This window comes from Pseudomonas sp. TH39(2020), assembly GCF_016650715.1.
Lineage (GTDB): Bacteria > Pseudomonadota > Gammaproteobacteria > Pseudomonadales > Pseudomonadaceae > Aquipseudomonas > Aquipseudomonas mandelii_C.
In genome coordinates, this window is the sequence record NZ_JAEKFF010000008.1 from 85,374 (window position 1) to 106,957 (window position 21,584).

General features: G+C 60.3%; 19 protein-coding genes. 9 read left to right on the plus strand and 10 right to left on the minus strand.

The window, feature by feature from the left end; all coding sequences use genetic code 11:
• Window positions 1-302: 302 nt before the first annotated feature.
• From hydA to preA, 3 genes are all read left to right on the plus strand, one after another.
• Window positions 303-1,742: a dihydropyrimidinase gene (hydA, locus tag JFU47_RS28660; protein ID WP_129444838.1), complete on the plus strand. Its 1,440-nt coding sequence runs from the start codon at window positions 303-305 to the stop codon at window positions 1,740-1,742.
• Between the two features lie 153 nt (window positions 1,743-1,895).
• Window positions 1,896-3,263, plus strand: a complete 1,368-nt coding sequence (locus JFU47_RS28665) for an FAD-dependent oxidoreductase (protein WP_201187500.1) — start codon at window positions 1,896-1,898, stop codon at window positions 3,261-3,263.
• Window positions 3,264-4,538, plus strand: a complete 1,275-nt coding sequence (preA, locus tag JFU47_RS28670) for an NAD-dependent dihydropyrimidine dehydrogenase subunit PreA (RefSeq protein ID WP_201187503.1) — start codon at window positions 3,264-3,266, stop codon at window positions 4,536-4,538.
• 115 nt (window positions 4,539-4,653) lie between these two features.
• Here preA and JFU47_RS28675 read toward each other — a convergent pair whose 3' ends face one another.
• A complete protein-coding gene (locus JFU47_RS28675) occupies window positions 4,654-5,274 on the minus strand; it encodes a TetR/AcrR family transcriptional regulator (RefSeq protein WP_008149783.1) in 621 nt (206 codons plus the stop codon).
• 140 nt (window positions 5,275-5,414) lie between these two features.
• Between JFU47_RS28675 and copC the strand changes: the two genes are divergently transcribed.
• From copC to JFU47_RS28705, 6 genes are all read left to right on the plus strand, one after another.
• A complete protein-coding gene (copC, locus tag JFU47_RS28680; RefSeq protein WP_201187505.1) occupies window positions 5,415-5,780 on the plus strand; it encodes a copper homeostasis periplasmic binding protein CopC in 366 nt (121 codons plus the stop codon).
• 3 nt (window positions 5,781-5,783) lie between these two features.
• A complete protein-coding gene (copD, locus tag JFU47_RS28685) occupies window positions 5,784-6,644 on the plus strand; it encodes a copper homeostasis membrane protein CopD (RefSeq protein WP_201187507.1) in 861 nt (286 codons plus the stop codon).
• A gap of 249 nt (window positions 6,645-6,893) precedes the next feature.
• Entirely contained in the window at window positions 6,894-8,192 is a 1,299-nt protein-coding gene (locus tag JFU47_RS28690) for an OprD family outer membrane porin (protein WP_201187509.1), read from the plus strand.
• Window positions 8,193-8,478: 286 nt separating this feature from the next.
• Window positions 8,479-9,303 carry an NAD-dependent epimerase/dehydratase family protein gene (locus JFU47_RS28695; RefSeq protein WP_201187511.1) on the plus strand — a complete coding sequence of 275 codons (825 nt, stop codon included), beginning with the start codon at window positions 8,479-8,481 and terminating at the stop codon, window positions 9,301-9,303.
• A 53-nt stretch (window positions 9,304-9,356) separates the two neighbouring features.
• The gene (locus tag JFU47_RS28700; protein ID WP_201187513.1) at window positions 9,357-10,241 is read left to right on the plus strand and encodes an SMP-30/gluconolactonase/LRE family protein; all 885 of its coding nucleotides are present in this window, start codon (window positions 9,357-9,359) and stop codon (window positions 10,239-10,241) included.
• Window positions 10,238-11,113 (plus strand): aldose 1-epimerase, encoded by an 876-nt coding sequence (locus tag JFU47_RS28705; RefSeq protein WP_201187515.1) that lies wholly within the window; start codon window positions 10,238-10,240, stop codon window positions 11,111-11,113. The genes JFU47_RS28700 and JFU47_RS28705 overlap by 4 nt, the downstream gene beginning before the upstream one ends.
• Here JFU47_RS28705 and JFU47_RS28710 read toward each other — a convergent pair.
• The 9 genes from JFU47_RS28710 to JFU47_RS28750 form a co-directional block, all read right to left on the minus strand.
• Window positions 11,098-12,825 carry a hybrid sensor histidine kinase/response regulator gene (locus JFU47_RS28710; RefSeq protein WP_201187517.1) on the minus strand — a complete coding sequence of 576 codons (1,728 nt, stop codon included), beginning with the start codon at window positions 12,823-12,825 and terminating at the stop codon, window positions 11,098-11,100. The two genes, JFU47_RS28705 and JFU47_RS28710, sit on opposite strands and share 16 nt — an antisense overlap.
• Window positions 12,809-13,972 (minus strand): alcohol dehydrogenase-like regulatory protein ErcA, encoded by a 1,164-nt coding sequence (gene ercA / locus JFU47_RS28715; protein WP_140679169.1) that lies wholly within the window; start codon window positions 13,970-13,972, stop codon window positions 12,809-12,811. The genes JFU47_RS28710 and ercA overlap by 17 nt, the downstream gene beginning before the upstream one ends.
• Window positions 13,973-14,190: 218 nt before the next feature.
• Window positions 14,191-15,333 (minus strand): pyrroloquinoline quinone biosynthesis protein PqqE, encoded by a 1,143-nt coding sequence (gene pqqE / locus JFU47_RS28720; RefSeq protein WP_201187519.1) that lies wholly within the window; start codon window positions 15,331-15,333, stop codon window positions 14,191-14,193.
• Complete coding sequence (gene pqqD / locus JFU47_RS28725; protein ID WP_140679173.1) at window positions 15,311-15,583, minus strand: pyrroloquinoline quinone biosynthesis peptide chaperone PqqD; 273 nt, start codon at window positions 15,581-15,583, stop codon at window positions 15,311-15,313. The genes pqqE and pqqD overlap by 23 nt, the downstream gene beginning before the upstream one ends.
• Window positions 15,580-16,332 carry a pyrroloquinoline-quinone synthase PqqC gene (gene pqqC / locus JFU47_RS28730; RefSeq protein WP_201187521.1) on the minus strand — a complete coding sequence of 251 codons (753 nt, stop codon included), beginning with the start codon at window positions 16,330-16,332 and terminating at the stop codon, window positions 15,580-15,582. Before pqqC ends, pqqD begins: the two co-directional genes overlap by 4 nt.
• Window positions 16,333-16,487: 155 nt before the next feature.
• Complete coding sequence (pqqB, locus tag JFU47_RS28735) at window positions 16,488-17,402, minus strand: pyrroloquinoline quinone biosynthesis protein PqqB (protein WP_140679177.1); 915 nt, start codon at window positions 17,400-17,402, stop codon at window positions 16,488-16,490.
• 55 nt (window positions 17,403-17,457) lie between these two features.
• On the minus strand, window positions 17,458-17,529 hold the full coding sequence (gene pqqA, locus JFU47_RS28740) for a pyrroloquinoline quinone precursor peptide PqqA (protein ID WP_003253598.1): 72 nt from the start codon (window positions 17,527-17,529) through the stop codon (window positions 17,458-17,460).
• Between the two features lie 257 nt (window positions 17,530-17,786).
• Window positions 17,787-19,307 carry an acetaldehyde dehydrogenase ExaC gene (gene exaC, locus JFU47_RS28745; protein ID WP_201187523.1) on the minus strand — a complete coding sequence of 507 codons (1,521 nt, stop codon included), beginning with the start codon at window positions 19,305-19,307 and terminating at the stop codon, window positions 17,787-17,789.
• Between the two features lie 249 nt (window positions 19,308-19,556).
• Window positions 19,557-21,332: a PQQ-dependent methanol/ethanol family dehydrogenase gene (locus tag JFU47_RS28750; RefSeq protein WP_140679181.1), complete on the minus strand. Its 1,776-nt coding sequence runs from the start codon at window positions 21,330-21,332 to the stop codon at window positions 19,557-19,559.
• Window positions 21,333-21,584 lie beyond the last annotated feature (252 nt).

Genomic DNA, 21,584 nt, shown 5'->3' on the forward strand with positions numbered 1-21,584 from the left:
CATCAACCATAGACCATCCTCAAGCAGCTGATTTCACATAAGAAATCTCGTTCATTTTGAGAACCTGTCAAGTGCGTCAAAATGGTTCGAGGCCACACCATTTTGGTGATTTTCAGTTTTAATCGTTATTTATCAATGTGTTAAAACAGTAATAAGCTTATAAAAAATATTCTTGCTCATTCCATAAACTCAGACTAGTTTCTATTCCTGACAGCGCTGACAGGAATACACCTGTTTGCGCCGGCTTCATATAAAACATTTAGAACCGGCACAAGTCGGTCATTGCCTGCGAGGAACTCGGAATGTCTCTGTTGATCCGTGGCGCCACCGTTATTACCCATGATGAAAGTTATCGCGCCGACGTCTATTGCGCCGACGGCGTGATCAAAGCCATCGGCGAAAATCTTGACGTTCCGGCGGGTGCCGAAGTGCTCGACGGCAGCGGCCAATACCTGATGCCCGGCGGTATCGATCCGCACACGCACATGCAACTGCCCTTCATGGGCACGGTGGCCAGTGAAGACTTCTTCAGCGGCACCGCGGCAGGACTTGCCGGTGGTACGACGTCGATCATCGACTTTGTGATTCCCAATCCGCAGCAATCCTTGATGGAAGCCTTTCATCAGTGGCGCGGCTGGGCTGAGAAGTCGGCGTCGGATTACGGTTTCCATGTCGCGATCACCTGGTGGAGCGAACAGGTGCGCGAGGAAATGGCCGAACTGGTCAGCCAGCACGGGGTCAACAGCTTCAAGCACTTCATGGCCTACAAGAACGCGATCATGGCCGCCGACGACACCCTGGTAGCGAGTTTCGAGCGTTGCCTGGAATTGGGCGCGGTGCCGACCGTGCATGCGGAAAACGGTGAGCTGGTCTATCACCTGCAACGCAAGTTGATGGCCCAGGGCATGACCGGCCCTGAAGCGCATCCGTTGTCGCGCCCTTCGCAGGTGGAAGGTGAAGCGGCCAGTCGGGCGATCCGCATCGCCGAAACCCTGGGCACGCCGCTGTATCTGGTGCATGTCTCGACCAAGGAAGCCCTCGACGAAATCACCTACGCCCGCAGCAAGGGTCAACAAGTCTACGGCGAAGTCCTGGCCGGGCATTTGCTGCTGGACGACAGCGTCTACCAACACCCGGACTGGCAGACCGCCGCCGGTTATGTGATGAGCCCGCCCTTCCGTCCACGCGGCCATCAGGAAGCGCTTTGGCACGGTCTGCAATCGGGCAACCTGCACACCACCGCCACCGACCACTGCTGTTTCTGCGCCGAACAAAAAGCCGCCGGCCGTGACGATTTCAGCAAGATTCCCAATGGCACGGCCGGTATCGAAGACCGCATGGCGGTGCTCTGGGATGAAGGGGTGAACACCGGGCGTTTGTCGATGCAGCACTTCGTGGCACTCACCTCCACCAACACCGCGAAAATCTTCAACCTCTACCCGCGCAAAGGGGCGATTCGTGTGGGTGCGGACGCGGATCTGGTGCTGTGGGATCCGGAAGGTACTCGGACGATTTCGGCGAAGACTCACCATCAGCAAGTGGACTTCAACATCTTCGAAGGCAAGACCGTGCGCGGTGTTCCGAGCCACACCGTCAGCCAGGGCCGGGTGGTATGGGCCGATGGTGATTTGCGCGCCGAGCGTGGTGCCGGGCGGTATGTCGAACGGCCGGCGTATCCGGCGGTGTTTGATTTGCTGAGCAAGCGGGCTGAGTTGAACAAGCCGACAGCTGTGAAACGCTGAAAGCGGCCTTCGGCCTATCGCGAGCAGGCTCGCTCCCACATTTGAAACGCGTTCCCCTGTGGGAGCGAGCCTGGTCGCGAAGGCGGTAGCCCTGACGACGAAAAACTCAATGCCCATCAGAGGCAGTACCTCAATAACCGTGAGGCCAACACCGTGATCAAGACTCTGAACCACCTCCCGCATCCGCACGAGAATGCGGCCGCCCTCGCCGGCCATTTCACCGATCTGGCGCCACCGCTCAACGACCGCCAGGCCCATCTGGAAGCCTCGCGCTGTCTGTATTGCTACGACGCACCCTGCGTGAATGCCTGTCCGAGCGAGATCGACATTCCGTCGTTCATCCGCAATATCCACCAGGAAAACGTTCAGGGCGCCGCGCAGAAAATTCTCTCGGCAAACATCCTCGGCGGCAGTTGCGCCCGGGTGTGCCCGACGGAAGTGCTTTGCCAGCAAGCCTGCGTGCGCAACAACGACCATGAATGCGCACCGGTGCTGATCGGCCTGTTGCAGCGTTACGCCGTCGACAACGCACACTTCAGCGAACACCCCTTCACGCGTGCGGCATCAACCGGCAAGCGCATCGCCGTGGTTGGCGCCGGTCCGGCCGGTTTGTCCTGCGCTCACCGCAGTGCCATGCATGGTCATGACGTGGTGATTTTCGAGGCCCGGGAAAAGGCTGGTGGTCTCAACGAATACGGGATCGCCAAGTACAAACTGGTGGACGATTACGCGCAGAAGGAGCTTGAATTCCTATTGGAAATCGGCGGGATCGAAATCCGCCACGGGCAGAAACTTGGAGAGAACCTGACCTTAAGCGAACTGCATCAGCAATTCGATGCGGTGTTCCTTGGCCTTGGCTTGAACGCCAGTAAACAACTGGGCCTGGCCCACGAAGAGGCGCCCGGCCTGCTCGCCGCCACCGACTACATCCGCGAACTGCGCCAGGCCGATGACCTGACTCAACTGCCACTGGCTGATCATTGCATCGTGCTGGGCGCCGGCAACACCGCCATCGACATGGCCGTGCAAATGGCTCGCCTCGGGGCACGCGACGTCAATCTGGTGTACCGCCGCGGTGTCGAGGAAATGGGCGCGACAGGTCACGAACAGGACATCGCCAAGGCCAATCAGGTGCGACTGTTGACCTGGGCACAACCTGAAGAAGTGTTACTCGATGATCAAGGCAACGTGCGCGGCATGCGCTTCGCCCGCACCCACTTGGTAGACGGTCGCCTGCAAACCACCGGCGAAACCTTCGAACTGGCCGCTGACGCGATCTTCAAAGCCATCGGCCAGGCCTTCGACGCCAGCGCCCTCGCCGATCCGCTGGCACGCGAGCTCAAGCGTCAGGGTGAGCGGATTCAAGTGGACGAAAACCTGCGCACCAGCATCCCCGGCGTGTACGCCGGCGGCGACTGCACCAGTCTCGATCAAGACCTCACCGTGCAGGCCGTGCAGCACGGCAAACGGGCCGCCGAGGCGATCAACGCCCAACTCATGCTCAACGTGGAGGCTGCGTAAATGGCCGATCTCTCGATTGTCTTCGCCGGCATCAAAGCCCCCAATCCGTTCTGGCTGGCCTCCGCGCCACCGACCGACAAGGCCTACAACGTGGTTCGCGCCTTCGAGGCCGGCTGGGGTGGCGTGGTCTGGAAAACCCTGGGTGAAGACCCGGCGGCGGTCAACGTGTCGTCACGTTACTCGGCGCACTTTGGTGCCAACCGCGAAGTGGTGGGCTTCAACAACATTGAGCTGATCACTGATCGCTCACTGGAGATCAACCTGCGGGAAATCACCCAGGTCAAAAAGGACTGGCCGGACCGCGCGCTGATCGTGTCGCTGATGGTGCCCTGCGTTGAAGAATCCTGGAAATTCATCCTGCCGCTGGTGGAAGCCACCGGCGCTGACGGCATCGAGCTGAACTTCGGTTGCCCGCACGGTATGCCGGAGCGCGGCATGGGCGCGGCGGTCGGCCAGGTGCCGGAGTATGTCGAGCAGGTCACCCGTTGGTGCAAGACGTACTGCTCGCTGCCGGTGATCGTCAAACTCACGCCAAATATCACCGACATTCGCGTCGCCGCCCGTGCGGCCCATCGCGGCGGTGCCGATGCGGTGTCGCTGATCAACACGATCAACTCGATCACCAGCGTCAACCTGGAGCGCATGGTCGCCAATCCCGCCGTGGGCAGCCAAAGCACCCACGGTGGTTATTGCGGTTCGGCGGTGAAGCCGATTGCCCTGAACATGGTCGCCGAAATCGCCCGCGATCCACAGACCCAAGGCCTGCCGATCTCTGGCATTGGCGGCATTAGCAGCTGGCGCGACGCGGCGGAATTCATTGCCCTGGGCAGCGGCTCGGTGCAGGTGTGCACGGCGGCGATGCTGCATGGTTTCCGGATTGTCGAGGAGATGAAGGATGGTTTATCGCGCTGGATGGACAGTCAGGGCTACGCCAGCGTGTCAGAGTTTTCCGGGCGTGCGGTGGGCAACACCACGGACTGGAAGTACCTGGACATCAACTATCAAGTGATTGCCAGGATTGACCAGGAGGCGTGCATTGGTTGCGGTCGTTGCCACATTGCTTGCGAAGACACTTCGCACCAGGCGGTTGCGAGCCTTAAGCAGGCGGACGGCACGCACAAATATGAAGTGATTGACGATGAGTGCGTGGGGTGCAACCTGTGTCAGATCACGTGTCCGGTGCAGGATTGTATTGAGATGGTGCCGATGGAGAACGGGAAGCCGTTTCTGGATTGGAATCATGATCCGCGCAATCCCTACCATGTCAGCCCTTGAGCTCAGCGGCGCCTGAACTGACGCTTTCGCGAGCAGGCTCGCTCCCACATTGGAATGCATTTCAAATGTGGGAGCGAGCCTGCTCGCGAAGGGGCCGGCAGCCACACCGCAAACCTCAAGGCTCCAACCCAATCCCCCGCAAGATCACACTCGTCACCGTCTGCACCGCCCGCTCAAACTGCATGTCCGACAACGGCTGATGATCATTCAGAATATTCACCTGATGATCAAAGTCGGCGTAGTGCTGGGTCGACGCCCAGATCATGTACAGCAGGCTCGAAGGTTCCACCGGCAGGATGCGTTTATCATCCACCCACTGGCGAATTTTCGCTTCTTTCATCTTGGCCCAGTCGTACAGACTGACGTCCAGTTTCTCACCCAGCGTCGGCGCCCCATGGATGATTTCGTTGGCCCAGACTTTGGAGCCATAAGGCCGGCTGCGGGAGTGGTTCATCTTGGCGCGGATGTAGCTGCTGAGCACCACGCGCGGGTCGTCGAACATCTCGAAGCACAGCGCGTCCTGTTTCCACACTTCCAGCAAACCCAACAGCACGGCGCTGTACAGTTCACTCTTGGTGCTGAAGTAGTAATGCAGGTTGGAGCGCGGCAGTTGCACCTCGGCGGCGATGTCGGCCATGGCGGTGCCGCCGAAACCTTTTTCGGCGAAAACCTTTTCGGCCCCCAACAGAATTTTCTCGACGTTACTGCGACGAATCTCGATCTTGTGATTGCCCATGAGGGCTCCCTGACAACAGCGTTGCTCAAGACTAGCATCCGCTCTACCTCGCGGCGACAAGGGAAAACGAAACTTCGTACACCCAGCTTCTCGCAGGTAAACTGACCGCCTTTTCGAACCCGCCTCAGAGGTATTCCACGATGCTGCTCAAGAAAACCCTGACCACCGTCGCCCTGCTCGGCTCGTTGTTCGCCGCTTCATCGGTGTTTGCCCATGCCCATCTGAAAGAGCAGACCCCGGCCGCCGACAGCACGGTGAGCGCGCCGTCGGTGCTGCGCCTGGTGTTTTCCGAAGGTGTTGAAGCGACCTTTTCCAAAGTCACGATCAGCAAGGACGGCAGCAACGTTCCGGTGAAGAGCCTCGCCACCGAAGGCAGCGACAAGAAAACCCTGATCGTCACCCCGGCCGCACCGTTGGCAGCGGGTGCCTACAAAGTCGAATGGCACGCGGTGTCGGTCGATACCCACAAAAGCGAAGGCGCCTATAGCTTCAAGGTTGGCCAGTAATTCATGGCGAGCGCGATGGTGCTGTGCCGCTTTCTGCATTTCACTGTCGTGCTGATGCTGTTCGGGGCGTGGGTCTTCAAGCCTCTGCTGGTCAATGGCGACGCAGGAAATCTGGATCGGCGACTGATGAAAACAAGCCGCTGGCTGGCGGCGGTGGCGTTGATCACTGGCGTTAGCTGGTTGCTGCTGATCACCGCCAGCATGGCCGGTTCGTGGGACGCGGCATTCGATCCTCCGACCTTGCGACTGGTGCTCGGCAATACATTTTTCGGCCAGGTCTGGCGCTGGCACTTGCTGCTCAATGCGTTGTTGGTCGCGCTGCTGATGACGCCCTTGCGTTCAAACCGGCCCCTGCGAATCGGCCTCGCCAGCCTGCTGCTGGCCACCCTCGCCCCGGTCGGCCACGGCGCCATGCTCGACGGCCTCAATGGCCAATTGCTGATCCTCAATCAAATCATTCACCTGACCTGCGTCGGCGCCTGGCTCGGCGGATTGATGTTGTTGGTGATGATCCTGCGGCAGCCGACAGCGCATTCCATCAAAGCGACCTTGCAACGCTTCAGCGGCGTGGGTTACGTATTGGTGGCGGGGTTGGTGATGACCGGGCTGATCAACGTTCGTGTACTGACCGGGCAATTCTGGCCGACGCCGTTGCTGTCCGGGTTTGCGCTGATTCTGTTGATCAAGGTTGTGCTGGTCGCCGCGATGCTGGGTCTGGCGTTGTTCAATCGGCTGCGGATCAACGACTGCGAGCAGCGCCTGACTGCTCTGAAAAGCAGCGTCATCTTCGAATGGTTGCTGGGGATGGGAGCGGTGGCTGCCGTTTCACTTCTGGGCACCATGCCCCCGATGATCGTGAGCTAAACACAATCCAATGTGGGAGCGAGCTTGCTCGCGATGGCGGTAGAACAGACACCACTGCAGTGAATGTCAGACCGCTATCGCGAGCAAGCTCGCTCCCACAGGGGTTCTTCGACATACCACAAAATCGCACCAAGTCATCGTACAACTTCTGATTGACATTCCCCGTAACACTTGCAAATAATCCGCCCCGATGTTGTACGACGACGTATAACAAAAAATAAAAACAACAAGAAACACGGGAGCGTCACTGTGAGCAAGCTCGTCCGCAATTCCTCCGTCTGCACCCCTCGCCCAACCTTCGCACTCCGTCACACCCTGAGCCTGATCGGTTGCAGCAGCCTGGCCCTCGCGCTGCCCATGACCAGTCATGCCGAAGGCTTCGTCGATGACGCCAAAGCCACGCTGAACTTGCGCAACTTCTACATCAACCGCAACTTCACGAACCCGGCCTACCCGCAGGGCAAGGCTGAAGAGTGGACCCAAAGCTTCATCCTCGATGCCAAATCCGGATTCACCCAGGGTCCCGTCGGTTTCGGCATGGATGTGCTGGGCCTTTACTCGGAAAAACTCGACGGTGGCAAAGGCACGGGTGGCACCTCGTTGCTGCCGATTCATGACGACGGCCGCCCGGCCGATAATTTCGGGCGCCTGGGTGTGGCGCTGAAAGGTAAAGTCTCGAAAACCGAATTGAAGGTCGGCGAATGGATGCCGGTGTTGCCGATCCTGCGCTCCGACGACGGCCGGTCCCTGCCGCAAACCTTCCGCGGTGGACAGGTGACGTCCACCGAGATCAGTGGCCTGACGCTCTACGGCGGCCAGTTCCGCGCCAACAGCCCGCGCAACGATGCGAGCATGGAAGACATGTTCATGAACGGCAAATCGGCGGCCTTCACCTCGGACCGTTTCAACTTTGGCGGCGGTGAATATACGTTCAACGAGAAGCGCACCCAGGTCGGCGTCTGGTACGCGCAACTCAGCGACATTTATCAGCAGCAGTATTTCAACCTGAGCCACAGCCAGCCCATCGGTGACTGGACCCTCGGCGCCAACCTCGGCTACTTCATCGGCAAGGAAGACGGCAGCGCCCTCGCCGGCGACCTCGACAACAAAACCGCGTTCGCCATGCTCTCGGCCAAATACGGCGGCAGCACCTTCTTTGTCGGTCTGCAAAAACTCACCGGCGACGATGTCTGGATGCGGGTCAACGGCACCAGCGGCGGCACCCTGGCCAACGACAGCTACAACTCCAGCTACGACAACGCCAAGGAAAGATCCTGGCAGCTGCGCCACGACTACAATTTTGTGGCGCTCGGCATTCCCGGCCTGACAATGATGAACCGCTACATCAGCGGCGATAACGTGCACACCGGCACCATCACCGACGGCAAGGAATGGGGCCGCGAGTCAGAACTGGCTTACACCGTGCAGAGCGGTGCGCTGAAGAACCTCAACGTCAAATGGCGTAATGCGTCGATCCGCAAGGACTTCAGCACCAATGAATTCGACGAAAACCGCATTATCATCAACTACCCGATTTCGTTGCTGTAAGTCGGATCTTTGTAGCAGCTGGCGAAGCCTGCGTTCGACTGCGGAGCAGTCGTAAAATCAGCCGACGCGGTGCATCAGGAAAATCACGTGCGCAGGGTTTACGACTGCTTCGCAGTCGAACGCAGGCTCCGCCAGCTGCTACATCGATCGCGGGGCGACCAGACCCTCCGTCAATTTCAACCGATGACGCGTTGACAACGACCTGAAACCCTAACGATACTTCGACCTAGTCGTACGACAACCTACAACAAATTCAATAACAATGACTGCTTGTTCAGGGACTCCCATGACCATCACTACTCAAGCCCGCGCTCCTTTCAATCGTCTCCTCCTGACCGGTGCCGCCGGTGGCCTCGGCAAAGTCCTGCGCGAAAGCCTGCGGCCCTACGCCAATGTGATTCGCCTGTCGGACATCGCTGACATCGCCCCGGCCATCGATGACCGTGAAGAAGTCGTGCCCTGCGACCTGGCAGACAAGCAAGCAGTCCATCAGTTGGTTGAAGGCGTGGACGCGATCCTGCACTTCGGTGGCGTCTCGACGGAGCACTCGTTCGAAGAGATCCTCGGCGCCAACATCTGTGGCGTATTCCACATCTACGAAGCCGCTCGCCGCCATGGTGTGAAGCGCGTGATTTTTGCCAGTTCCAACCACGTGATCGGCTTCTATAAGCAGGATGAAGTCATCGACGCCCACTCCCCTCGCCGCCCGGACAGCTACTACGGCTTGTCCAAGTCCTACGGCGAAGACATGGCCAGTTTCTACTTCGATCGCTACGGCATCGAGACCGTCAGCGTGCGCATCGGCTCCTCGTTCCCGGAGCCGCTGAACCGCCGAATGATGAGCACCTGGTTGAGCTTCGGCGACCTGACTCAATTGCTCGAATGCGCGCTGTACGCCCCTAATGTCGGCCACACCGTGGTCTACGGCATGTCCGACAACAAGAACGTCTGGTGGGACAACCGTTTTGCCTCCTGCCTGGGTTATGAACCTCAGGACAGCTCCGAAGTGTTCCGCGAAAAAGTCGAATCCCAACCGATGCCGGCCGCTGATGACCCGGCTCGGGTCTACCAGGGTGGTGCGTTTGTCGCGTCCGGGCCGTTCGGCGACTGAACCCGCGCACACCACTTGATCCCAACAACAAAAACCCGAGGGAATGAGTTGTCATGCAAGCCGAATTGATTGTCGATTCCCGCAACGCAGTCGGTGAATGCCCGGTCTGGGTGCCTGAGGAAAACGCCCTGTATTGGGTCGATATTCCTGCTGGCGGACTTCAGCGCTGGAGCGCCGAAACCGGCCATGTCCATGCCTGGACAGCACCGGAGATGCTCGCCTGCATTGCACGTCACAGCAACGGCGGCTGGGTTGCCGGGATGGAAAGCGGGTTCTTTCATCTGCACCCCCACAACGACGGCAGCCTCGACAGCAACCTCCTGGCCCCGGTCGAACACGCCCGCACAGACATGCGCCTGAACGACGGTCGCTGCGATCGTCAGGGGCGTTTCTGGGCTGGCAGCATGGTGCTGAACATGGGCGCCAACGCGGCCGACGGCACGCTTTATCGCTACAGCGCCGGTCAACGCGGGCCACTCGAGGCGCAACTCAGCGGGTTTATCGTGCCCAACGGTTTGGGTTTCAGCCCCGACGGGCGAACGATGTACCTGTCTGACTCTCATCCTCTGGTCCAGCAAATCTGGGCCTTTGATTACGACATCGACAGCGGCACGCCGTCCAACCGCCGGCTGTTTGTCGATATGCATCAATTCCTTGGTCGTCCCGACGGGGCGGCGGTCGATGCCGAAGGCTGCTACTGGATTTGCGCCAATGACGCCGGGCTGATTCACCGTTTCACTCCCGACGGCCGACTGGACCGCTCCCTCGCCGTACCGGTAAAAAAACCGAGCATGTGCGCCTTCGGCGGCAGTCGCCTGGACACCCTGTTCGTGACCTCGATCCGCCCCGGCGGCGACCATGACGAACAGTCTCTGGCCGGCGGTGTGTTCGCCCTCAATCCCGGGGTGAAAGGTTTGCCGGAGCCGAAAGCGATATGACTCCGACATTGCTTGAACTCGAAGACGAATTCACCCACCTCACCCTCGCCCCGCAACTCGGTGGCAGCATCGTCAACTGGAGCGTGCGCGGCACGGGGCTGCCGCTGTTGCGCCACAGTGACGCACACGCGCTGAACACCGCCCTGCCCGGTAAGCTTGGCTGCTTTCCCTTGGCACCGTGGTCGAACCGAATTTCCGAAGGCGGCTTTGAATGCCCCGAGGGCTGGCTGGCCCTGACACCCAACAGCCTCACCGATCCCCTGCCGATTCACGGCAGCGCCTGGCAACAGCCGTGGCAGGTGGTTTCGCAGACGCACGATGAAGTCGTCCTGCAACTCGACAGCACCACGCCCTTCGCCTATCGCGCCCGGCAAAGATTCCATCTGAGCGAAGGCAAGCTGAGCATTGAATTAAAGGTCACCCATCTGGCCGAACGCCCTGCCTGGCATGGGCTCGGTTTGCATCCCTACTTTCCGCGTACCACGGGCACCCAGCTGCAGGCGCAAGCCCGGCACGTCTGGTTGTGTGACGGGACAAAACTGCCGACACAGCTCAGCGCGTTGCCGGCCGAATGGGATTTCCAGTCGCTCAAGGCGCTGCCCGACACATTGGTCGACAACGGCTTCTGCGAATGGGATGGTCACTGCCTGATCCGCCAGCCAGCGCTGGGCTATGAGCTGGAATGCCGGGCCACCGGCAGCGATTACTTCCTGCTCTACTGCCCGGTGGGCCTGGATTTTTTCTGTATCGAGCCGGTGAGTCACCCGGTCAACGCGCATCACCTGCCCGGTCGGCCGGGGTTGCGACTGCTTGAGCAAGGCGAGTCAGCCGAGCTCGGTTTCAGCCTGCACTATCGCTACCCCAGCAACTGACTCAGCACCGCGCGCAACTTGCCGGGTTTCACCGGTTTGTTCAGCAGCGGTGCGTCGAGTCTCTGCAATGAGAGCCGACACTGATCCGTGCGGTCGGCAGTGATGATGACCGCCGGAATTACCTGGTGGTAATGCTCACGCAAATGCCTGACCACATCACAGCCCACCACCCCGTGATCGAGGTGGTAGTCCGCCAGAATCAGTTCCGGCGGTCGCCCCTGCAAGGCGGCCAATGCGGAGAATTCATCAGTGGCCGTGACCACCTCGCAGCCCCACTGCCCGAGCAGCGCGCTCATGCTTTCGAGAATGCTCACTTCGTTGTCCAGCACCAGCAAACGCCGGCCCGGCAATGGATTGCCGGTGCCGGGTTGTGGTGCCGCCAGACTGATCGGCAGCGGAACCTCATGGGAAATCGGCACGTCGATGCTGAACATCGAACCGCGCCCCGGCAACGAATGAACCCCGACTTTATAGCCGAGGATCTTGGCGATGCGCTCAACGATGGCCAGCCCCAAGCCCACACCCTTGCGGTCGGAGGCGCGGCCGACGTCCAGTTGGTTGAACTCGAGGAAAATCGAATCCAGTCGGTCCGCCGCGATCCCGCGCCCGGTGTCCCAGACTTCCAGGCGCAGCATTTCACCCCGGCGTCTGGCCCCCAGCAGGATGCTGCCCTCGTCGGTGTAGCGGCAGGCGTTGCTCAGGAAGTTGCGCAAGATCCGCGTCATCAGGCGCAAGTCAGTGCTGATGGCGTAATCGCCCATGTGCACCCGCAGATTCAACCCTTCGGCTTGGGCCACTGACTGGAATTCCGACACCAACGGCGCGAGCAATTCATCGAGACGGTACAGCGCAATGTCCGGTTTCACCGCTGCCTGATCGAGCCGGGAAATGTCCAGCAAGTCGGTGAGCAAATCCTCCGCCCCTTCCAGCGCTTGATGCGTACGCTCCACCAGCACCTGTTCGACGTCGGGCAGTTTGCGCTCGCGCAGGGTCGAGATCAGCAAACGCGCGGCGTTGAGCGGCTGCAGCAGGTCATGGCTGGCGGCGGCGAGGTATTTGTCCTTGCTGCGATTGGCGGCCTCGGCGGCGTCCCGGGCGTCCCGCAAGGCTTGGGCGATCTGTTTACGCTGGGTGATCTGCTGTTGCAGGTTGCGGTTGGCTTCCAGCAACTCGTCGGTGCGCGCGGTGACGCGCTGTTCCAGTTCGTCGTTGAGTTGCTGCAGGCGCTGCTGGGCGAGTTTGCGTTCGGTGATGTCGGCGACAAAACCTTCCACCAGCCCTTCCTGATCGGGCTTGAGCAACAGGTTCATCAGCACGTCGAGGCTGCTGCCGTCCTTGCGTCGCAACTGGGTTTCATAGCCGTGCAGGCTGCCCTGGTGCCTGAGGATTTCGCCGATATTCTCCAACTCCTGTGCACCACCGATAAACAGGTTGCTCGCCAGATCTGCCAAGGAAAACAGCACCTCCTGGGGATTGTCGTAACCGAGCATCCGCGCCAGTGCCGGGTTGGCGGCGCGCATGCCTTCCAGGAGGCTGGCCTGAAAGATCCCGTGGACCGCGTTTTCGAACAGCCATTTGTAGCGATTGCGCTCGGCTTCCAGCTCGTCGAGGCGCGCAGCCAGTTCCGGGTAATGACTCTTGCGCGCCGAGTGGCTGCCTAATCCCAGTAACCCCGCCAGCGCCCGTTGCTGTTCGTCAGAGGGCTTCGCCATAGACGACCTCGACATCACGCTGACTGGACTCGCGCGGGTTGGTCAGGATGCACGGGTCGTGCATGGCGTGTTGCGACAGGAACGGAATGTCAGCCATGCTGACCCCGTGCAATCCGAGGGTTTCGTGGAAGCCGATGGCGTGTTTCAACGCAATCAGGTGCTCGACCAGACGCCCGCAAATCTGCCGGTGATTCAAGCCACGGCAATCGATGCCAAAGGTCTCGGCGATCACCTTGAAGCGCTCGGGCGCCGAGCTGTAGTTGAACGCCACCACGTGTTCCACCAGCACCGCGTTGCACAAGCCATGAGGCAAGTCGAGAAAGCCGCCCAGGCTGTGGGACATGGCATGCACCGCGCCGAGGATCGCGTTGGAGAACGCCAGCCCGGCCTGCATGCTGCCGAGCATGATTTTCTCGCGCAGGGCAATGTCGTTCGGGTTGGCGATCATTTGCACCAGATTGCCGTTGATCAGGCGCATCGCCTCGAGTGCGTGGGGATCGGTCAACGGCCCGTGCCCGGTGGACACAAACGCTTCGATGGCATGCACCAACGCATCGATGCCGGTACAGGCCGACAGGAACGGGTCCATGCTCAGGGTGGTTTCCGGGTCGATCAGCGACACGTCCGGGACCACCGCCTTACTGACGATGGAGAACTTCATGCGTTCTTGCTGGTTGGAGATGATCACGAATTGCGAGACATCGGCCGAGGTGCCGGCAGTGGTCGGAATCAGGATCAGCGGCGGGCTGGGGACGCGGATGGTGTCCACACCTTCGAATTCGAGGATGCTGCGCCCATGGGCGACGACAATGCCGATGCCTTTGCCGCAATCCATCGGGCTGCCGCCACCGACGGCCACGATCACATCGCAATGATTTTCCCGGTACAGATCGGCGCCGAGCATCACTTCTTCGACCCGCGGGTTGGGCGAGACTGCGCTGTACAGGAAATACTCAATGCCCTGGGCTTGCAGGCTGGCCTCGACATCGGCGACCCAGCCGGCAGCAATCACACCGGGATCGCTGACCAGCAGCACCTTGCGGGCACCAAAGGTTTTGGCGCAATTGCCGACGTTGTGCCGGCAGCCCGCGCCAAAGATGATTTCAGGTGAAACGAATTTACGCAGCTGGCTGAGACTCTGGCTCATTGGAAAGCCTGTTTTTATTGTTTTGGAAGGTAACGTCCACACTAAAGCATCCGGCTGTGAATGCAATCAGACCAATGGGTAGCAAGATCCTGTATCCCCGCAGATCCCTGTGGGAGCGAGCCTGCTCGCGAAGAGGCCGGCACATTCAACATATGCATCGCCTGCCCCACCGCCTTCGCGAGCAGGCTCGCTCCCACAGGGGTTTTGTGCCGTTTGATTCATCCGCGGTAGATCAGTCGCGAAGCCTTCTCGTTACGCAACGTCAGGTGTTCCATGCCCAGCCCCGGTGCGTCGGCTTCCTCGCGAGCCTTGAGAATCACACCGTGATGCGGTGACTTGCTGCACACCGGGTCAGTGTTGGCGGCGTCGCCGGTCAGCATGAATGCCTGGCAGCGGCAGCCGCCCAGATCCTTGTGCTTTTCATCGCAGGAGCGGCACGGTTCCTTCATCCAGTCATCGCCACGAAAGCGATTGAAACCGAAAGAATCAGTCCAGATGTGCTCGATACTGTGCTCGCGCACATTGGGAAACTGCACCGGCAACTGTCGGGCGCTGTGGCAAGGCAACGCCGTGCCGTCCGGGGTGATGTCGAGAAACAGATTGGCCCAACCGTTCATGCAGGTCTTGGGGCGTTCCTCGTAGTAATCCGGGGTGACGAAGATCAGCTTGCACGGGTGGCCCTGCGCTTCAAGACGCTCGCGGTATTCGTTGGTGATGCGCTCGGCACGCTGCAATTGTTCGCGCGTGGGCAACAGGCCAACCCGGTTGAGTTCGGCCCAGCCGTAGAACTGACACGTCGCCAATTCGACGAAATCCGCTTCCAGTTCCAGGCACAAGTCGATGATCTGCGCGATCTGGTCGATGTTGTGCCGATGGGTGACGAAGTTCAGCACCATCGGGTAGCCCTGGGCCTTTACCGCGCGGGCCATGGCGAGTTTCTGGGCGAAGGCCTTGCGCGAACCGGCGAGCATGTTGTTCACCGCTTCGTCGGCAGCCTGGAAGCTGATCTGAATATGGTCCAGCCCCGCGACCTTGAAATCGCGTACTTTCTGTTCGGTCAGGCCGATGCCCGAGGTGATCAGGTTGGTGTAGTAACCCATGTCCCGGGCGGCTTTTATCAGTTCGGCCAGGTCTTGACGAACCAACGGTTCACCGCCGGAAAAACCCAGCTGCGCGGCGCCCATCTCCCGGGCCTCGCGGAACACCCGGATCCATTCTTCGGTGCTCAACTCTTCGCCTGATTGGGCAAAGTCCAGCGGGTTGGAGCAATACGGGCATTGCAGCGGGCAACGGTAGGTCAGCTCCGCCAACAGCCACAGCGGTGGCCCCGGACGCGAGTCATTCGATCCAGAATTGAGCATGGGCCACCTCCAGAAACGCCAGCACATCTTCGTCGATCCCCGGTACGCCGGGGAAATTCGCAGACAGTAAATCAATGATCGCCGCGACGCTGCGCTGGCCGTCCATCAGATCGAGGATCTGCCCGGCACTGGCATTGAGTTTGATCATGCCTTCGGGATACAGCAGCACGTGACAGTCTTGCCGAGGTTCCCATTGCAGGCGAAAACCCTGACGCAGCGACGGTGATTGCTCGCGGTTGATCAGGCTCACAGGGCAATCCCCCGGTGCCAGACGTTCGAGTGGGTGACGGTGTGATATGGCGGGCGCTCCAGCTCGTAGGCCATGCTCATGGCATCGAGCATGCTCCACAGCACGTCGAGCTTGAATTGCAGGATTTCCAGCATGCGTTGCTGGCCTTCGACCGTGACGTAGTGCGCCAGGGTGATGCGCAAACCATGCTCGACATCCCGTCGCGCCTGACTCAGGCGAGTACGGAAATAGTCGTAACCGCCGACGTCGATCCACGGGTAATGGGCCGGCCAGATATCGAGCCGGGATTGGTGGATCTGTGGCGCAAACAGCTCGGTCAGCGAACTGCTGGCGGCTTCCTGCCAACAGGCGCGACGGGCGAAATTGACGTAGGCGTCCACGGCGAAACGGACACCGGGCAGCACCAATTCCTGTGAAAGGATTTGCTCGCGATCCAGTCCCACCGCTTCGCCCAGCCGCAGCCAGGCTTCGATCCCGCCTTCGCTGCCGGGTGCACCGTCGTGATCGAGTATCCGTTGCAGCCATTCCCGGCGCACGTCGCGGTCCGGGCAGTTGGCGAGAATCGCCGCGTCTTTCAGGGGGATGTTCACCTGGTAATAGAAGCGATTGGCGACCCAGCCTTGAATCTGCTCGCGGGTTGATCGGCCGGCGTACATGGCTTGGTGGAATGGATGGTGGATGTGGTAATAGGCGCCTTTGGCGCGCAGGGCCGCTTCGAATTCGGTGGGGGTCATTGCTTTGTCAGTCATTGCGGTTCTCCGGGGAACAACCGTTGGATTCTGCGGTGTCTGGACTGGCCCCATCGCGAGCAGGCTCGCTCCCACATTGGGATTGTGGTGTACACAAAATCTGTGTTCACACCGATCAACTGTGGGAGCGAGCCTGCTCGCGATGAGGCCATCCGCTACAGCTCGATACTCATGCCGTCAAACGCCACTTCGATCCCGCGCCGCTCCAGCAGCGCCCGCTCGGCCGAGTCTTCATCGAGGATCGGGTTGGTGTTGTTAATGTGGATCAGCACCTTGCGCTGGCGGGTGAAGCCTTCAAGGATCTCGAGCATGCCGCCAGGGCCGCTTTGCGACAGGTGACCCATTTCACTGCCCAGGTTCTGGCCGACTTCGCAGACTCGCATCTCGTCGTCGCGCCACAAGGTGCCGTCCAGCAACAGGCAATCGGCGCGTTGCATCCAGCTCAGAACCTCGTCGTCGACCTGTCCCAGGCCAGGCGCGTAGAACAGCGAAGCACCGCTGCGCCGGTCTTCGATAAACAAACCGATGGTGTCGCCCGGCTGCGGATTGCCGCGATTGGGCGAATACGGTGGTGCGTTGCTGACCAAGGGGATCGCGCGAAATCGCAGATGTGCGCAAGCGGAGATGCTGAACGGCTCGCGATCGAGCCCGACCGGTTGCCACTGCAACCCACCGTTCCAGTGCTTGAGCATGGTGAACAACGGGAAGCCGCTGCTCAGGTCTTCATGGACCCGTTCGGTGCACCAGACCGAATGCGGGCAACCCTCGCGCAGACTCAGCAGGCCGGTGCAGTGGTCGATCTGGCTGTCCAGCAGGACGACGCCAGCGATCGCGGTATCACGCACCCGGCGCGCCGGTTGCAGCGGCGCGAAACTCTCGAGTTGCGCGCGAATGTCCGGTGAAGCATTGCACAGCACCCAATCCACACCGTTGTCGCTCAGGGCAATCGAGGACTGGGTGCGCCGTTGGGCCCGCAGGCTGCCATTGCGCATCGCGGCGCACTGGCGGCAGTTGCAATTCCATTGCGGAAAACCACCGCCAGCGGCGGATCCGAGAACGCGAATGTGCATGGGCAATGCTCCAGAAGGCAGGCCCGGCCAACGCAACAGCTGGCCGGGTGAACAATCAGCGGTTGGCGAAATACATCGTCACTTCGAAGCCAATGCGCAGATCGGTAAACGCGGGTTTAGTCCACATGGGTCAATCCTCTTCTTATGCCGGACGATTCCGGTAAAGCCATTAATGCACGGGGGGCCAGGCACCCGAATGCTACTTTCGAACGAGGTGGCGGCGTGCATTGGTAGGGGGTGTTGCGGGGTTTTTTAGTACACACAAAACCAATGTGGGAGCGAGCCTGCTCGCGAAGGCGGCATGACATTCAACATCAATGTTGAATGTGCTGGCCTCTTCGCGAGCAGGCTCGCTCCCACAGGGGGTGTGTGGTGCTTGCTAGATTAGAAGAACCCCATCGGATTGATGTCGTAGCTCACCAGCAGGTTTTTGGTCTGCTGATAATGGTCGAGCATCATCTTGTGGTTTTCACGGCCGACACCGGATTTCTTGTAGCCCCCGAACGCGGCGTGGGCCGGGTACAGGTGGTAGCAGTTGGTCCAGACACGCCCGGCCTTGATCGCCCGGCCCATGCGGTAGGCACGGTTGATGTCGCGGGTCCATAGACCGGCGCCGAGGCCGAACTCGCTGTCGTTGGCAATCGCCAGGGCTTCGGCTTCGTCCTTGAAGGTGGTGATACCCACCACCGGGCCGAAGATTTCTTCCTGGAACACGCGCATTTTGTTGTGTCCCTTGAGCAGGGTCGGCTGGATGTAATAACCCGTCGACAAATCGCCCTCAAGACGCTCGGCCGCGCCGCCGGTGAGCAGCTCGGCGCCCTCCTCCTGAGCAATTTTCAGGTACGAGAGAATCTTGTCGTATTGCTGCTCGGACGCCTGGGCGCCGACCATGGTTTCAGTGTCCAGCGGGTTGCCGCGCTTGATCTTGACGATCTTCTGCATCACCACTTTCATGAAGTCGTCGTAGATCGACTCCTGCACCAGCGCTCGCGATGGACAGGTGCAGACTTCGCCCTGGTTGAAGAACGCCAGCACCAAACCTTCGGCGGCCTTCTCGATGAACTGTGGCTCGGCTTGCATGATGTCTTCGAAGAAGATGTTCGGCGACTTGCCGCCCAGTTCGACCGTGCTCGGAATGATGTTCTCGGCCGCGCATTTCATGATGTGCGCGCCAATCGGGGTGGAACCGGTGAAGGCGATCTTGGCGATGCGCTTGCTGGTGGCCAGCGCCTCACCCGCTTCGCGACCGAAGCCCTGGACGATGTTCAGCACACCGGCCGGCAGCAAATCGGCGATCAGCTCAGCGAAGACCATGATCGACAGCGGCGTCTGCTCGGCAGGTTTAAGTACCACGCAGTTACCGGCGGCCAGGGCCGGGGCGAGTTTCCAGGCGGCCATCAGCAGCGGGAAGTTCCACGGAATGATCTGCCCGACCACGCCCAATGGCTCGTGGAAGTGATAGGCGGTGGTCAGCTCGTTGATCTCGGCGGCACCGCCCTCTTGAGCGCGGATGCAACCGGCGAAGTAACGGAAATGGTCGGCGGCCAGTGGCACGTCGGCATTCAGGGTTTCGCGCACGGCTTTGCCGTTGTCCCAGGTTTCGGTGACGGCGAGGATTTCCAGGTTCTGTTCGATGCGGTCGGCGATTCTCAGCAGCACCAGCGAGCGGTCCTGCGCCGAGGTCTTGCCCCAGGCGTCGGCGGCGGCATGCGCTGCGTCGAGAGCTTTTTCGATGTCGGCGGCGCTGGAGCGCGGGAACTCGGCGATCACTTCACCGGTGACCGGCGAAGAATTGGTGAAGTACTCACCATTGACCGGCGGGACGAACTCGCCGCCGATGAAATTGCCGTAGCGCGGTTTAAACGTAACGACGGCGCCAGGTGTACCAGGTTGTGCGTAGATCATGGTGGGCCTCTGTCTGGGTCGATGCCTGTCGGGCAAACAGGCGATGAACCGATAGTAGAGAGCCCCACGCGTCAGACGAATGCGCCGTTGGCAGGAGGACTCTCGTTATTTGGTAGTAGATTCGCGCCAATCCCACTGTGGGAGCGAGCCTGCTCGCGATGGGGCCATTACATTCAACATAGATGTTGGCTGATGGACCGCTATCGCGAGCAGGCTCACTCCCACAGGGGTTATGCGGTGGATTTGAAGTTAGTGCTTGGCGACCAGGTCTTTCGGCAACTTGAAGGTCCAGAGCATGCCGCCCTGGTTGAAGTCCTTGATGCGCTTGGCCACTTCGCCGCCCCACAGCGGTACGGCGCCACCCCAACCGGAGAGGACCGAGACGTACTGTTCGCCGTCCATTTCCCAGGTCACAGGCGAGCCGAGTACGCCGGAGCCGGTCTGGAATTCCCAGACTTTCTCGCCGGTCTTGGCATTGAACGCCTGCAGGAAACCTTCCGGCGTGCCGGTGAATACCAGGTTGCCCTTGGTGGTCAGCACTCCGCCCCACAGCGGCGCGTAGTTCTTGTGACGCCACACTTCCTTGCCGGTTTTCGGGTCGATGGCGCGCAGCACGCCGATGTAGTCTTCATTCAATGGCTTGATGGTAAAACCGGCACCCAGGAACGCCGCGCCTTTCTTGTAGGCGATGCCTTCGTTCCAGATGTCCATGCCCCATTCGTTGGACGGCACGTAGAACAGCCCGGTGTCCTTGTTGTAGGCCATCGGCATCCAGTTTTTCGCGCCGAGGAACGCTGGGGCTACGAATACCGAACTGCCTTTGGCTTCGGTGCCGGGCGCGCCTGGACGGCTGGCTTCGTTGTAGATCGGCCGACCGTCTTTATCCAGGCCGGTCGCCCAGGTGATCTTGTCCACGAACGGGAAGCCGCGAATGAATTTGCCGTTGGTGCGATCCAGCACGTAGAAAAAGCCGTTACGGTCAGCGGTCGCCGCGGCTTTGATCTCTTTGCCGCCTTCGGTGTAGTTGAACGAGACCAGCTCGTTTACGCCGTCATAGTCCCAGCCGTCGTGAGGCGTGCTCTGGAAGTGCCACTTGATGGTGCCGTCGTCCGGGTTGAGCGCCAGACGCGACGACGAGTAGAGGTTGTCGCCAGGACGCAGGTGCGAGTTCCATGGCGCCGGGTTGCCAGTGCCGAACAGCAGCAGATTGGTTTCCGGGTCGTAGTAACCGCCGAGCCAAGGGGCAGCGCCACCGGTTTTCCACAGATCGCCGGGCCAGGTCTTGCCGGCTTCACCGCCGGAGATGCCGTTTTCTACCGCTTTGCCGTCCTTGTAGACGTAGCCCATGTGGCCTTCAACGGTGGGACGGGTCCACAGCAGGTCGCCGTTTTTCGGGTCGTAGGCTTCGATTTTACCAACCACCCCGAACTCGCCACCGGCGACACCCGTGATCAGTTTGCCGTTGATCACCAACGGCGCGGCGCTGATGGAATAGCCTTCCTTGTGGTCGGCGACTTTCTTGCTCCAGACGACTTTGCCGGTGTCCTTGTTCAAGGCCACAAGCTTGGCGTCGAGGGTGCCGAAGATCACCAAATCGCCGTACAGCGCGACACCACGGTTGATCACGTCGCAGCAAGGGCGGATGTCATCGGGCAGGCGCGCATCGTATTGCCAGAGCTTCTTGCCGGTGCGCGCGTCCACCGCAAACACCCGCGAGTAGGAGCCGGTCATGTACATCACGCCGTCCTTGATCATCGGCTGTGCTTGCTGACCGCGTTGTTTTTCACCGCCGAAGGAGAACGCCCAGACCGGCCGCAAGTCCTTCACGTTGTTGACGTTGAGCGTGTCCAGCGGACTGTAGCGCTGACCCTGGACGCCCAGACCGTTGGTGACGATCTGCTCCGGGTTCTTGGGGTCCTGGAGAATGTCTTGATCGGTGACGCCGGCCAGTGCGGTGCCGGACAACAGCATGGCACTGAGCAGCACGCTCAAGACGAAGGGTTGGCGACGTGCGGGTTGGGTCATGACGGCTACCTCTGCAGTTTTTTGTTATACCCGGGAAATTTTCCCGGTCTGGTGCAGATTCTTGGGCGCCGCCGCCCTTGGGACAATTGCCCGCAGTGCTGAGATTGCTAGTTCCTTAGTACCGGGTCGGATGAGATGAACACCTATAGATCGACACTAGTCCCCTGTGGGAGCGAGCCTGCTCGCGACGAGGCCCTCACATTCAGCATTGATGTCGGCTGATACACCGCCATCGCGAGCAGGCTCGCTCCC

Coding starts and splice junctions, on each gene's coding strand:
- hydA (WP_129444838.1), top strand. CDS start 303: ATGTCTCTGTTGATCCGTGGCGCCACCGTTATTACCCATGATGAAAGT.
- preA (WP_201187503.1), top strand. CDS start 3,264: ATGGCCGATCTCTCGATTGTCTTCGCCGGCATCAAAGCCCCCAATCCG.
- JFU47_RS28675 (WP_008149783.1), bottom strand. CDS start 5,274: ATGGGCAATCACAAGATCGAGATTCGTCGCAGTAACGTCGAGAAAATT.
- copC (WP_201187505.1), top strand. CDS start 5,415: ATGCTGCTCAAGAAAACCCTGACCACCGTCGCCCTGCTCGGCTCGTTG.
- copD (WP_201187507.1), top strand. CDS start 5,784: ATGGCGAGCGCGATGGTGCTGTGCCGCTTTCTGCATTTCACTGTCGTG.
- JFU47_RS28695 (WP_201187511.1), top strand. CDS start 8,479: ATGACCATCACTACTCAAGCCCGCGCTCCTTTCAATCGTCTCCTCCTG.
- JFU47_RS28700 (WP_201187513.1), top strand. CDS start 9,357: ATGCAAGCCGAATTGATTGTCGATTCCCGCAACGCAGTCGGTGAATGC.
- JFU47_RS28705 (WP_201187515.1), top strand. CDS start 10,238: ATGACTCCGACATTGCTTGAACTCGAAGACGAATTCACCCACCTCACC.
- JFU47_RS28710 (WP_201187517.1), bottom strand. CDS start 12,825: ATGGCGAAGCCCTCTGACGAACAGCAACGGGCGCTGGCGGGGTTACTG.
- ercA (WP_140679169.1), bottom strand. CDS start 13,972: ATGAGCCAGAGTCTCAGCCAGCTGCGTAAATTCGTTTCACCTGAAATC.
- pqqE (WP_201187519.1), bottom strand. CDS start 15,333: ATGCTCAATTCTGGATCGAATGACTCGCGTCCGGGGCCACCGCTGTGG.
- pqqC (WP_201187521.1), bottom strand. CDS start 16,332: ATGACTGACAAAGCAATGACCCCCACCGAATTCGAAGCGGCCCTGCGC.
- pqqB (WP_140679177.1), bottom strand. CDS start 17,402: ATGCACATTCGCGTTCTCGGATCCGCCGCTGGCGGTGGTTTTCCGCAA.
- exaC (WP_201187523.1), bottom strand. CDS start 19,307: ATGATCTACGCACAACCTGGTACACCTGGCGCCGTCGTTACGTTTAAA.
- JFU47_RS28750 (WP_140679181.1), bottom strand. CDS start 21,332: ATGACCCAACCCGCACGTCGCCAACCCTTCGTCTTGAGCGTGCTGCTC.